The organism is Nocardia abscessus, assembly GCF_015477775.1.
Lineage (GTDB): Bacteria > Actinomycetota > Actinomycetes > Mycobacteriales > Mycobacteriaceae > Nocardia > Nocardia abscessus_A.
In genome coordinates, this window is sequence record NZ_JADLQO010000002.1 from 386,045 (window position 1) to 398,859 (window position 12,815).

Genomic DNA, 12,815 nt, shown 5'->3' on the forward strand with positions numbered 1-12,815 from the left:
CTCCGCATATGCGCTGAACCGGGTGGTCACGGCCCCGCGTGACATCCCCGAGGGACAACGGTGGAGACGGCAGCGGCGTCGGACCGCGCCGTGCCTCTGCCGCCTACGGCACTGCTTCCCCGGATCGACTGGCGACACAGGCTGGATTCGGCAGTCGATGCAAGTGTGCACAGCACCGCACGGAATCACCGCTCGAGCCGGAGCCGACCCTATGCCGCCGGACGAGGGGCCCGCATCGCCCTAGTGGCTGACCCGCCCGCTGTCGCCCTCGTACGGAAGCAGTTCCGCCTCGATCGGGGCGGTCGGCGGCGCCACCGGCCCGGCACCGGGCTTGCGCCGGGTGGCCAGTCCTCGGTAGGACTCCGGCTTCACCCGCCGGAAGACCTGCGCCGCACGGGTGCGCAGGGGCAGCCGGAACTTCAGGTCGGCGAGCATCTCGTCGATGTTCTGGATGGAGAAGGGCGTGACGGCGGTGCCGCGCGCGTGGCGACCGTGCGTGCGTTCCTCCATCCAGCGCAGACGGGCGTCGATCTGCTCGGCGAGTTGCTCGGCGGGCGGCAGGTCGATCCTGCCGTTGAGCAGCGCGGCGGTCCAGTGCGCGGCGACTTCGGCGTTCAGCGTGCTGATCACCGACGAGTTGTAGCCTGCGAAGGTCAGGTTCGGGACCTCCAGCGGCAGGATATGGCGGTGCAGGCGGAAGTTGCCGTGCTCGTCGGTCAACCTGCGCTGGACGTACGGCGTGAGGAAGGGCACCCGCTGCTGGAAGCCGGTAGCGCATATCACGACGTCGGCCTGCAGTACCTGCCCGCTGGACAGCCGGACCCCAGGCGCGGCCTTGGGCCCGCCGCCCATCTCGGTGATGGTCGTGTCCCGGTGCACCGTGATGCGCCCGTTGGCCACCTGCTCGTAGAAGCCCTCGGTGGTGAGGCTGACGGTGCTCTCGGCGATCTCCTCGAACCGTCCACCGGGCACCAGACCGAGTTCACGCAGGTGGGAGTGCTTGGTGGCGAGTTCCTGGATCAGATCGAAGTTGCTGATCCGCACCGATTCGCCCGGGCCGTCCAGGAAGCGATCCATCCAGCGCGGCCGTAGGTAGTGGAAGTGCGCCTCGCCGAAACGGGTCAGCATCAGCCGCTCGTAGTCGATCACCCGCGCCAGCTTGCGCGGCATCTTCCAGAACAGTCGCCGGGCCACCACCGAGGTGGACGCCGCGACCTCGCTCACCGCGGTGGCGATATCGCAGGCCGACTTGCCGTAACCCACCACGACGACGGACTTGCCGCGCACCGATTCCAGATCGGTGAACTCCGAGGAGTGGCACAGCCGCCCGCCGGCCGCGCGGAACCAGTCGGCGCCGCGGTAGTCCGGCATCGCCGGGTCGCTGAACACACCGTTGGCGATCACCAGGTGATCGCACGAGGCCCGGTGAACTCCACTTTCGTCGCGAATTTCCAGCAACCAGCCACTGTCGACCGGATCGGCGGCGACCACCTCGGTGCGCAACCGCAGATGCTCGGTCAGCCCGAAGTGCTCGGCGTAGGCGGCCAAGTAGGCCTGCATGTGCTGTCCGTCGAGCACGCGCGGGTAGTCCGCAGGCATCGGGAAGTCGGAGAAGTGATACGTGTCCTTGGAGTTCTGTGCTTGCAGGCCCGGATATCGCCGGGTCACACTCCACACGCCACCGACATCGGGTGTGCGGTCGAACACCTCGACCGGAAAACCCGCCTGTTTCAGCACTTTCGCGCAGGCGAGACCTGCGATACCCGCACCGACGATCCCGATGCGGCTTCCGCTTGTCATGCGCAGGAGATTACGTCGCCAGCGGCGCGCAGCAAAGTCGGTCGACCGAATCCGCTCGTCAGCGCACCGCGGGCGCACGCACCGCAACGACGGGAAGCTCGTGCAGACCGCGGATCAGGATGCTCTCGCGCCACCGCAGGTCCACGTCGTCGACGGCGGGCCGCAGCAGCGGATAGCGCCGCACCAGCCTGGTCAGTGCCACCCGGGCCTCGAGCCGGGCCAGCCCGGCGCCGAGGCAGTAGTGGATACCGTGGCCGAACGCCAGGTGGCCGTTCGCGCCGCGGTCCGGATCGAACGCCGCGGGCGCCGCGAACTGCCGTTCGTCGCGATTGGCCGACGCGACCGAGACCAGGACCAGCTCCCCCGCCGGGATGACGCTGCCACCCAGTGGGACCGGCGCGGTGGTGTAACGCAGGGTCACCGTATTGACCGGCCCGTTGTAGCGCAGCATCTCCTCCACCAGCGGTGTGACGCTCGTGGGGTCGTCGCGCAGAGCCCGGTAGCGGGCCGGATCGGCCAGCAGTTCGAGCACGGTGTTGCCGATCAGGTTCACCGTGGTCTCATGGCCCGCGATCAGGATCAGGAACACCATCGAGATCAGTTCGTCGTGGCTGAGGCGGTCGCCCTCCTCGGTGGCGAGCAGCAGCTGCGAGATCAGATCCTCGCCCGGCCCTTCCTGCCGTCGCCGGGCGACCAGTCCGTCGAAGTAGCCGACGATGGCGTCGGTGGCGGTGCGCATGGTCTCCGGTGTGGACATGGCGGTGTCCACGACGGCTGCCGACCATTCCCGGAATCGCGCGCGGTCCTCGACCGGCACGCCGAGCAGTTCGCAGATCACCGTGATCGGCAGCGGGAACGCGTACTCCGCGAGCAGGTCCACCGGCCCGGCGCCCGCCGTGCGGTCGAGCGCGTCGAGCAGGTCGTCCGCGATCGCCACGACCCGTGGTGCCAGCGCCTCCATGCGGGCGGGCGCGAACGCCGGGGTGACGAGTTTGCGCAGCCGCGAGTGCTGCGGCGGGTCGGCGTTGAGCAGATGGTGGCTCAGGCGCTGGTTGGCCGACGCGACGCCGCTGTTGCCCGCGGCCGCCTGCCGCGCATGAGCGCCCGCCGGGGTGTGCGGGTCCTTGCGGACGTCCGGGTGACGCAGCACCTCCTTGGCGGCGTCGTAGTCCACCACCAGCCAGGCTCGAACGCCGGTGCGCAATTGGATCCGGTGCACCGGCCCCTCCGCGCGCAACTGCCGGTAGAAGGCGTACGGCGTGCGAAAGAAATCCGCTGGCAACTCTCTCATCCGGTCGGCTCCCTGGGTTCGCGAGTGTTGTTGCGTCCCTTCGATAGTGACATCGGCCACGGATCACGGCCAGGGAGTCCGATCGGATCATTCCGGCCGATCGCCGTGGTCGATCGCGGCGTCACGGTTCGGCGCGCGCCGGGGTCACGCTCCGGCTACCCTGCGCCAATGAGTCCGATCGCGCCCCTGCTGCGGCGCGCACGCATCGCGAACTCTTTCGCGTTCGGCTTGCAGGGCTTCTTCTTCGCCGCCGTGCTGACCGAACTGCCGCAGCAGAAGGAGCGTTTCGGCCTGTCGGACGAGGTGATCGTCGTCTCGGTGGTGCTCGTGTCGCTGCTGGCGGGCGGCGGCAGCATCGTGGCGGAGCGACTGGCGCTGCGCCGGTCGAGCCGCGACGCCGTGCGGATCGGGCTGTTGCTCGTCGCCGTCACCGGCTCGGCCGCGGCGTTCGCGCCGAACGCCGCGCTGCTGGTGGCCGCGCTCGGCTGCTACGGGATCGCGGTCGGCATCGTCGACGCGAGCACCAATATGCAGGCGGTGTTCATCCAGCACGGGTACGGCACGTTCATCCTGTCGTCGTTCTACGCGGCGTGGAGCGCCGGATCGATCACCGGGGCACTGTTCGTCTCGGGATGCGAAGCGCTGGGGGTGACGCTGCGCGTATCGCTGCTCGCGGCCGCGGCGATCGTGTTCGTACTCGGCTCGGCGCTCGGACCGCACCTGCTCGGCATCCGGGACGCGGAGACGAGTCCCGCCGAAACCGGGGCGACTTCCGAGTCCATCGTTACCAGGTCGACGGCTGAACTCGACGCGACCAAGACGAGCCGGGCAACCGCCGAACCCAGCGCGACCAAGGCGAACACCGAACCCAGGGGAACGGCTGAACTCGACGCGACCAAGACGAGCCGGGCAACCGCCGAACCCAGCGTGACCAGGGCGACTACCGAAACCGCCGCCACGGCGACCCGGGCGACCGCCGAAATCGGCGCGATGGGGGCGACCGCCGAACGAGGCGCGACCAAGGCGACCCATGCGACTGCCGATCCCGGGACGACCGGGACGACCGTCGCGCTGCGCGCGTATCTGGCGTTCGGGGTCGCCATGGCGCTCGTGTTCGCCGTCGATCTGGCGGTGGGCAACTGGTCGGCCCTGTACCTCACCGACGACCTGCTCGCAGCTTCCGCGACCGCCGCACTCGCCTTGGCCGCGTATCAGGGCACCTCGCTGATCGCCCGGCTGGCCGGTGATTCGCTGGTGCGCCGCTTCGGTCCGCGGAGGGTGGTGCGTGTCGCCGCGAGCATCGGGGCGTTGGGGCTGGCGATCGTGGTGGCCGCGCCGAGTCCGGTGATCGCGATCGCCGGATTCCTCGTGGCGGGTGTCGGCCTGCCCGTGATCGCGCCGCTGTGTTTCAGCGCGGCCGGGCAACTCGCCACCGGGCGGGGGCTCGACGCACTGATCGCGCGCCTCAACCTGTTCAATTACGCGGGAACCCTGCTCGGCGGCGGCGTGATCGGCGCGGTCGCGGCGAGCTTCGGACACCGGGTGGGCTTCGTCCTGGCCTTGGTCTTCGCCGTCCTCCTGATCGCACTCGCCCGCGTCTTCCGCTCCCATCGGGTGGCGAGCGCGCCCGCACGCCTCGCCCCGGGGCGCTGAGCGGACGTCCGCGCTATGGCGCCGGCTCGACGACGGCCGCGACGGGCTGTCGGACGTGCCGCTGGGCCGCTGGGCCGCTGGGCCGCTGGGCCGCTGGAGCATCGACGGGCTCTACGACCCGGGCCCGGCCGCCGAGGGCAAGGCCTGCAGGTCCTGCGGACGCGTAGGCCCACGTCGTCGGTGCGTCCGGCCGGTGGCCGGCACAGGCTCGGTCCGGAGACGGCCATCAGCGACGCAGGGGGCCTTCCAGCGGATGGGCACGGAAGAAGTCCCACATGATCCGGTTGGCGCTGATCGACGTCGTGGTGGTGCCGACCAGGGGCACGGGCGAGGCGACGGACGGGTTGCCCGGCCAAGTGTGCCCGCCATCGACGATCGAGTAGAGCTCGACGGCGCCTCCGGGCGGGCACGGGTAACTCGCCAGCGTCACGTCGGAAGCGATCTGCCGCTCGGCTGGATCGGCTCCGCAACCGTTCCGGCGCGCCCATGCCGCCGCCTGCACCGGGATGGTGTCCGGTCCCGGTCCCTCGATCACCGGACGGCCCGTCCCGGCGTCCGGCGCCACGACCGAGCCGGAGCCGTCGGGCTTCGGCAGGAACCTGGCGTTCGGGCCGGTGCCGCCGGTGTAGGCGACGATCGGGTCCGCGGTGCCGTGGAAGGCGACAACGGGGACGGGACGTTCGTTACGGCACCACGCGAAGTCCTGCAGGCCGGCCACCGGAGCGATCGCCGCGATCCGGTCCGAGAGCTGACATGCCAGCGAGGACGTGGTGAAAGCACCCATCGACAGACCGGTGACGTAGATCCGGCGCTCGTCGACGCACAGCGACGACTCGACATGCGACATCAGTTCGGACAGGTAGGCGACGTCACCACTGGCCTCGCCGAAATCCCAGCGCGGCAGGCCCGGTTGCTCCAGCTGCGGGGTGATCGTCACGAATCCCTCGGCGGCGCCCAGCTCGCTGATCCCGCTGCTGAGGTGTTCGATCGCGGCGGGCTCGAGGTAACCGTGCAGATCGAACACGACGGGCACCGGGCGACCCTGGGCGGCGCCGGGCACGTCCTGGATGTAGCTGCCGGACTTGTCGCCCGCGGCGAAACGCAGCGTCGATCGCCCCGGCGCGGGCGCGGGCGCAGCGCAACCCGCGGAGGCGACGGGATCAGGCGACGAGGTCTGTTCGTCGGCCCGCGCGGCGCCGTGGCCCGGGGTGAGGACCGCTCCGATGGCGACGGCGGTCGTGGCTATCACGGCCAGGCGGAGCGGCACGCTGATCCGCCGCCGTGCGCCGCGCGCGCGACCGACCCGCCGGACGGGCTCGGCAGCCGGAAAAATCATATTCTTGAGCATTAGAAGCATGTTTGCACCGGTACGTGGAAGTCGGTGCCGCTTCGTGATTTTCAGCAGGCTCGGGAAACGTCGACGACGCCTGCGGCGGCCCGTCGGCCGTCCGAGTCCCTGTCGCTGCGGGGTGGACAGACAGCCGAATCCGTACCGGGCGGGCGGACGTGGCGCCGGAATGCCCGGCGGCACATCGACGTGACCCCGGCCCAGCAGCAGCGCGTCGGTCGAGTGCACCATCGCGCGTAACGCACCCGGCCGGGCGCTCGACGAGATCGTCAAGGTGTCAGTCGAGATCACGAAGAAGAGGTCACGGCGGCCTTCCGGTTCATCCGGCGGCGGGGACGCGGGCGGCAGGCCCGTGGGGAACGGCTCCGGCACGGCACGCCGCCGGGGCGGAACAGGCCGCGAAACCTGTTCTCGCGACCAGCCCGGCAGCGTGTCGGTCGGCGCCGCAGCCCGCGGCGGGCCGAGCACCTCGGCGCGCACCTGCGGCCGCTCGCCCGGCGCATTCGTGCCCGGAGGCGTCGAGTCACCCTGAGGAGGATCGACCGCGTCGGCTTCGGCGACGATCAGTGCGGACGGGAGCAGGACGATGGCCCGCACTCCGCCGTGTCGGATTCGCTCAGCCGTACCGAGCCGCGCCGTCCACGATGTTCGCCACGCGGCCGCCAGAGAGGGGCTGGAACGCGGTGTCGGTCGAGACGAAAGTCCGTATCGCGGCGTCGAGGCGCACCCGGGCAGCGGTCAGGCTTCCCGGTTTCGGTTGCTCGCCGGCCAGCTGCCAGAGCGAAAGGAGCCGCTCCTGGTCGACGGCGAGCACCAGTTCCCGGGCGGGGCCCAGCTTCATCTCCAGGGTCTCGGCGAAATCTCCGGCATGCTCACCCGCGCGAACCAGGGCGACCGCGGTGGCCACGCTGATGACCATCGACACGAGGCTGGGTACGAGCGCGATGGCGAGAATCCGTACCCGGACTCCCGGCAACCTTGCCGTGAGCATCGCGGAAATATAGCTCACATTTTTTAAAATGATATTCTCTAAAGAGAGTATGCTCTGATGGAAGCATGAGCCACCTCCCAGTCATCGTCGACCGGGCCGGGCTGTGGGACGCCGAAGCCCTCAGTGACGTCGCGGCGGCGACCTTTCCGCTCGCATGCCCTCCGGAGGCGACGCCCGACGACATCGATGTCTTCGTCAGTGACGTGCTGTCCGGCGAACGTTTCGGCGAGTATCTGAGCGATCCGACCCGGATCGTGCTCAAGGCGGTCGCGGACGACGAGATCGTCGGCTACGCGATGCTGGTCGCGGGCGACCCCGCCGACCCGGCGGTGGCCGAATCGGTCGGGCTGCACCCGGTGGTGGAGATCAGCAAGATGTACGTGCTGCCCGGCCATCACGGCACCGGCGTGTCCACCGCGCTGATGCTGGCCGCGCTGGACTGGGCCCGCGCCGAGGGGTATCCGGGCGTCTGGCTGGGCGTCAACCAGGAGAACATCCGCGCTCAGCGCTTCTACGCCAAACACGGTTTCACCGAGGTCGGTACGAAGACGTTCACCGTCGGCACCCAGCTGCATCACGACTACGTGCTGCGCCTGGTCTTCTAGACCGCACTCACCGCACGAAATCGACCAGCGCGGTGTGGAACGCGGGGGCCACCACCGCCATCAGATGATCGCCCGGCACCACCGCGAGAGTGCCGTTCGGCAAGGCCGCGGCCAGCCGCTCCGGCTCGGCGGCGAACGGGTCGTTGTCGCCGGCCAGCACCAGGGCGGGCACGGTGATGTCGGCCAGGGTCTCGATGGGACGGGCGTCGAGACCGGTAGCCACCGCGTGTATGGCCGCCACGTCGGCCCGCACCGCGTCGGCCAGCACCCGGAACATCTTCGCGGTCGGGGACGCGCCCGCGCCGTCCCCGGTCATCGCGGCCTGAAGATCGGGCAGGTCGATCACGCGCCGGTCGACGCCGCCGCAGTCCAGCACGCCCGACCCGATGCCACCGACGGCCAGGCGGCGCACGCGCGGGTCGGTGGCGGCCACCATCAGCGAGATCACCCCGCCCATCGAATACCCGACCTGCACGACTTCGTCGAAACCCAGCTCGTCGTAAAGCGCACGCACGTCCCGCGCCATAGCTTCCCACGAATAACGGTTCGCCTCGTGCGGCTTGTCGGAACGCCCGTGACCGCGCGCGTCCAGGGACACCACGGTGTGCCCGGCCGAGTGCAGGGCACCGACCACGCCGGTGCTCATCCAGTTCGCATTGGTGTCCGCGACCACCCCGTGCTGCAGAACGACCGGAACGCCCTCACCCTCCCAAACCCGGTAATTGAGTTCCAGGCCGTCCCATGTCTCAAACTTCGTCATGCCGGGATCGTAGTGGACGTCACTGTGGCGGACTGCCTAAGTGGACGTTCGGCCGAGAGGCCGCGCTCAGCCGAGCAAACGCGTTCGCAGGGCGGCGACTTCGCGGTCGTCGAGCCGCAATCCGTCCCGGATATAGGCGCCGAAACCGCCGTAGGTCCGATCCACCTGGTCGAAGGCGGCGTCCAGCCAGGACTGCTGCACGCCGTTCAGCGGATCGTCCGCCCTCGCATTGCGGTACCTATTGGACAGCAGGTAGTCCTCGGTGACGGTGGCGCGATCGACACCGAGCAGGGTCAACAGCACGGCGGCCGTCCAGCCGGTGCGGTCCTTGCCCGCGGTGCAGTGGAACAGCACGGCCCCGTCGGAGCCGATGATGTCGCGCAGCACCGAGGCGAACGCCTCGTTCGCGCCGGGGGCGGTGATGAACGCGCGATACAGCCCGTCGCCGCCGGTGAGCGTGGTGGCGACGACCTCCGGCGGAGCCTGGCCGATCACGTCCGACCAGTGCGCCGTGGCGCCCTCGGGCATCCGTTCCGGCCCGAGCGCGCGCTCGTAGACCGTGCGCAGGTCGTGCACGGAGCGAACGCGGCGGTCGGTCAGCGCGGCCAGATCCTCAGCGGTGGCGTTGTTCAATTGCCCGGTCCGGTACACCAGGCCGGTGCGCACGATCCTGCCGTCGCTCGTGCGGTATCCGCCGATGTCGCGAGCGTTCTGCACGCCCTGCAAGTGCAGCGAGGGATCGGCGACGACGGCGGGCGCCGCGGGCCGGTCGGCGAGTGCGGCACCGGCGACCGGCCCGAAGGCGATCGCCAGCCCGGTCGCCATGGCGACCGGGGCGCGGAAACGAGAGGTCATACGGCTCTCCAATCATCGGGTCTGCGGCGCTTCCACACGTCGCCGCTGCCGGACCGCCGAGATCGAACCGGCGCTAGGCCGCGACTTCGAAGCGCGACAGCGCGAGCAGGCGCGAGATGGCACGCAGATACTTCTTGCGGTAACCGCCCTCGAGCATCTCGGCCGAGAAGATCTCGTCGAGCTTCGCGCCCGACACCGTCACCGGGACGCTCGCGTCGTAGAGCCGGTCGGCCAGCACCACGATGCGCAGCGCCACGGCCTGATCGGTGACCGGATGCACGTTCGAGACGAACACCGACGACACCCCGGAGATCAGCGCGCCGTACTTCGACGGATGCAGCGTGCTCAGGTGCTTCAGCAACGCGTCGAATTCGTCGAGGGTGGAGCCCGGTGTGCCCGCAGCCCGCTCGGCCAGCACCTCCGGCGCGGTGGGATCCGGCGCGGGGGGCAGATCACGATGGCGGTAGTCCGGCCCGTCGACGCGCACCGCCTCGAAGATCGCGCCCAGCTTCTTGATCTCGCGCAGGAAATCCTGTGCGGCGAAGCGTCCTTCGCCGAGCTGGCCGGGCAAGGTATTGGACGTGGCGGCGATCGAGACGCCGGCCGCGGACAGTTCGGTCAGCAGCCGGGACACCAGCATCGTGTCGCCCGGGTCGTCGAGTTCGAACTCGTCGATGCACAGCACGCTGTTGCCCGAGAGCCGCTCGAGGGCGTTGGCGAAACCGAGGGCGCCCACCAGGTTGGTCAGCTCGCCGAACGTGCCGAACGACTTGGGTGCGGGCGAGCTGTGGAAGATCGAGGCCAGCAGGTGGGTCTTGCCGACGCCGAACCCACCGTCCAGATACAGGCCGGCACCGCTGACCTGCTTCTTCTTGCCGAAGAAGCTCTTCTTGTTGACGGCCTTGCTGATCTTGGCGACCTGCCCGGCGAACTCCTCGGCCTTGGCGACCGCGGCCGCCTGGCTGGGTTCTTTCGGATCGGGGATGTAGGAGGCGAAGCTCACCTCGTCGAACATCGGCGGGGGCACCATCTGGGCGACGAGCTGATCGGCCGGGACCTCCGGGTGACGATCGACGAGGCGTTCTTGCATGGACGAAGCCTAGAGACGTGGTGTGATCTGGTCTCATGCAGCGTAGCCACAATGCGATCCAGCTCACAGGGCTCAGCCCCGAAGACCTCGCGCAGTTGTACGCGTTCCCCGCCGGACTCGACGTGCCTTGGGTGCGCGCCAATTTCGTCTCCAGTATCGATGGCGCGGCCACCAGCGGGAACCTGACCGAAGGGCTGGGCACCCCAGCCGACCGCACGGTGTTCATGCTGTTGCGGGAACTGGCGGAGGTGATCGTGGTCGGCGCGGGCACGGCGCGCGCGGAGAACTACGGCGGTGCGCGCACCGACCCGGCCCGCAGGCGCGCGTTCCACGAGCGCGGCATCGGCGGGCATCCCGACGGCGCACCGCCGCCGATCGCGGTGGTCACGGCGAGCGCGGCGATCGAACCCGGCGCGCGCCTGCTCACCGATACCCAGGTGCCGCCGTTGATCATCACGACGGCCACCGCTCCCGCCGACCGTAAACAGCGACTGGCCGACGCGGGCGCCGAGGTGATCGAAGCGGGTGACATCGCGGTGACCCCCAGCGGCCTGCTGCGCGCGCTCGCCGATCGCGGCCTGCTGCGCGTGCTGACCGAGGGCGGCCCGCACCTGTTCGGCGAACTACTGGAGGCCGACGTGGTGGACGAGCTCTGCCTGACCACCGCACCACTGCTGGCCGGTGGCGCCGCACGGCGAATCTCGCTGTCCGCGCACGAGTTCCGCCTCCGCATGACCCGCGCGCACGTCCTACTGGACGACGACGGCACGATGCTCACCCGATGGGCCCGTCGATGAAAGAACCGCCCGAACCTGGCAGGCTGTAGCAATGCGCTGGACTCGGGCCGCCGTGCTTGCCGCCACTCTCTCGATCGTGACCGCCGGTTGCGGCGCGGGACCGTCGGATCGTCCCGGCGTCGCGGTGCAGCGCCCGCCCGTGGCGGGCACCGCGACGACCTCCGCCGCGCCCGCCGCGCCGCCGAACGCCGAACTGCCCAAGACCGACCTCAGCTGGCGGGAGTGCACGCAGCCGACCCTGGACCAGCTCGGGCTCGGCCCCGCCCCGGCTGGGCTCGTGCTCGACTGCGCCGAGTACTCAACCCCGATCGACTCGACCGGCGCCGTGCTGGGCAACTTCCGCGCAGGCGCGATGCGCGCCCGCCTGCCGCAGACACCGACCGATGCGCCGCCGCTGGTGCTCACCTCCGGTTCGGATCGTTCCTCGTCGGCCACCTTGGCCGGATTGGCCGCGGGCCCCGCCTCCGCGCTGCTGGCCGCACGCCCGATCGTCGCGGTGGACCGGCGCGGCATCGGCACCTCACAGCCGATCGACTGCCTGCCGTCCGAGATCCGCCAAGGCCTGGCCGACAATGCCCAGTCCGGTCCCGGTGCGGGCGACCCGGTGGCGCGGATGGTCAAGCTGAGCCAGGACGGCACCATCGCCTGCCGCGACTTCCTGCAGCCCTACGAGGGAACCTTCGACGCGCCGCACGCCGCCGACGACATCGAGCAGTTGCGCAGGCAGTGGCAGGTCGAGCACATCACGCTGCTCGGCACGGGCAACGGCGCGAAGGTCGCGCTCAGTTACGCCCGCAAATACGGCGACCACCTCGCCCGGTTGGTGCTCGACTCCCCCGAGCCGGTCGGCACGGACGCCGTCACCCGCGCCGAGCAGACCGTGCAGGGGGCCGAGGCGGCGCTGACGGCGTTCGCCCAGCGCTGCGTCGGACTCACCTGCTCGCTCGGCGCCGACCCACGCGCCGCGGTCACCGATCTGGTGAACCGGGCCGGGACCGGCGGGCTCGGCGATATTTCGGCGAACGCGTTGCTGACCGCGTTGTCGGGCTTCCTCGGCAACCCGCGGGCCGACCAGGTCAACCGGGTCGCCGAACTGTCCGACGCCCTCGCCGCGGCGGGACGCGGCGACCGTGGGCCACTGAGCAACCTGATCACGCGCGAAGCCACGGCCACCGAGAGCGACGGCCAGTTCGTCAACCGGTGCACCGATACCCAGCTGCCGCCCACGCCGGACAAAGCCACCGAACTGTCGAACACGTGGGCGGGCAAGTACCCTGTCTTCGGCAAAGCGGCGGCCATCGCGCTGATGGGGTGCGCGGCTTGGCCGGTGGCGACCGCACCCCCGCTGCCGGAGAAGCTGGGTATCCCCGTGCTCGTGCTCGGCGGGGTCGCCGATCCGGTGGTCGGCAACGCCGGTCAGTCGTCGGTGACCGGCGCACTCGGTTCGGCGGGCGCTCGTTCCGCGGCGCTGTCCTGGCAGGGCTTCGGCCATCCGGTGGCCACGCACTCCGGGTGCGCGCAGCGGGCGGTGCTGGACTATCTGAAGGACGGCAAACTTCCCGCCGACGGCACCGCCTGCCCCGCCTGAGCCCGGCGCAGGGGAGCCGCCGGAGCGGCGCGTCAGG

11 protein-coding genes are annotated in these 12,815 nt (G+C 70.3%); 4 read left to right on the top strand and 7 right to left on the bottom strand.

Annotated features, from left to right (window positions below; all coding sequences use genetic code 11):
- Positions 1–240: 240 nt before the first annotated feature.
- On the bottom strand, positions 241–1,800 hold the full coding sequence (locus IU450_RS07395) for a flavin-containing monooxygenase (protein WP_195149025.1): 1,560 nt from the start codon (positions 1,798–1,800) through the stop codon (positions 241–243).
- Between the two features lie 58 nt (positions 1,801–1,858).
- On the bottom strand, positions 1,859–3,091 hold the full coding sequence (locus tag IU450_RS07400) for a cytochrome P450 family protein (RefSeq protein WP_195149026.1): 1,233 nt from the start codon (positions 3,089–3,091) through the stop codon (positions 1,859–1,861).
- A gap of 168 nt (positions 3,092–3,259) precedes the next feature.
- Here IU450_RS07400 and IU450_RS39550 point away from each other — a divergent pair, with 168 nt between their 5' ends.
- Positions 3,260–4,744, top strand: coding sequence for an MFS transporter (locus IU450_RS39550; RefSeq protein ID WP_228834173.1), 1,485 nt, complete (start codon positions 3,260–3,262; stop codon positions 4,742–4,744).
- A gap of 226 nt (positions 4,745–4,970) precedes the next feature.
- Here the strand turns inward: IU450_RS39550 and IU450_RS07410 are convergent, their stop codons facing one another.
- Both IU450_RS07410 and IU450_RS07415 read right to left on the bottom strand, forming a co-directional pair.
- A complete protein-coding gene (locus tag IU450_RS07410; protein WP_195149027.1) occupies positions 4,971–6,689 on the bottom strand; it encodes an alpha/beta hydrolase family esterase in 1,719 nt (572 codons plus the stop codon).
- Between the two features lie 19 nt (positions 6,690–6,708).
- Positions 6,709–7,101 (bottom strand): hypothetical protein, encoded by a 393-nt coding sequence (locus IU450_RS07415; protein WP_195149028.1) that lies wholly within the window; start codon positions 7,099–7,101, stop codon positions 6,709–6,711.
- 47 nt (positions 7,102–7,148) lie between these two features.
- Between IU450_RS07415 and IU450_RS07420 the strand changes: the two genes are divergently transcribed.
- Positions 7,149–7,688, top strand: coding sequence for a GNAT family N-acetyltransferase (locus tag IU450_RS07420; RefSeq protein WP_195149029.1), 540 nt, complete (start codon positions 7,149–7,151; stop codon positions 7,686–7,688).
- A 7-nt stretch (positions 7,689–7,695) separates the two neighbouring features.
- Here IU450_RS07420 and IU450_RS07425 read toward each other — a convergent pair whose 3' ends face one another.
- The 3 genes from IU450_RS07425 to zapE form a co-directional block, all read right to left on the bottom strand.
- Entirely contained in the window at positions 7,696–8,448 is a 753-nt protein-coding gene (locus IU450_RS07425) for an alpha/beta fold hydrolase (protein ID WP_195149030.1), read from the bottom strand.
- A 66-nt stretch (positions 8,449–8,514) separates the two neighbouring features.
- Entirely contained in the window at positions 8,515–9,303 is a 789-nt protein-coding gene (locus IU450_RS07430; protein WP_195149031.1) for a tyrosine-protein phosphatase, read from the bottom strand.
- Positions 9,304–9,376: 73 nt separating this feature from the next.
- The gene (gene zapE, locus IU450_RS07435) at positions 9,377–10,393 is read right to left on the bottom strand and encodes a cell division protein ZapE (protein ID WP_195149032.1); all 1,017 of its coding nucleotides are present in this window, start codon (positions 10,391–10,393) and stop codon (positions 9,377–9,379) included.
- Between the two features lie 35 nt (positions 10,394–10,428).
- On the opposite strand from zapE, the gene IU450_RS07440 reads away from it, so the two are divergent.
- Together IU450_RS07440 and IU450_RS07445 are read left to right on the top strand one after the other, a co-directional pair.
- Positions 10,429–11,190 (top strand): pyrimidine reductase family protein, encoded by a 762-nt coding sequence (locus IU450_RS07440; RefSeq protein ID WP_195149033.1) that lies wholly within the window; start codon positions 10,429–10,431, stop codon positions 11,188–11,190.
- A gap of 31 nt (positions 11,191–11,221) precedes the next feature.
- Positions 11,222–12,778, top strand: a complete 1,557-nt coding sequence (locus IU450_RS07445; protein WP_195149034.1) for an alpha/beta hydrolase — start codon at positions 11,222–11,224, stop codon at positions 12,776–12,778.
- Positions 12,779–12,815: the final 37 nt, after the last annotated feature.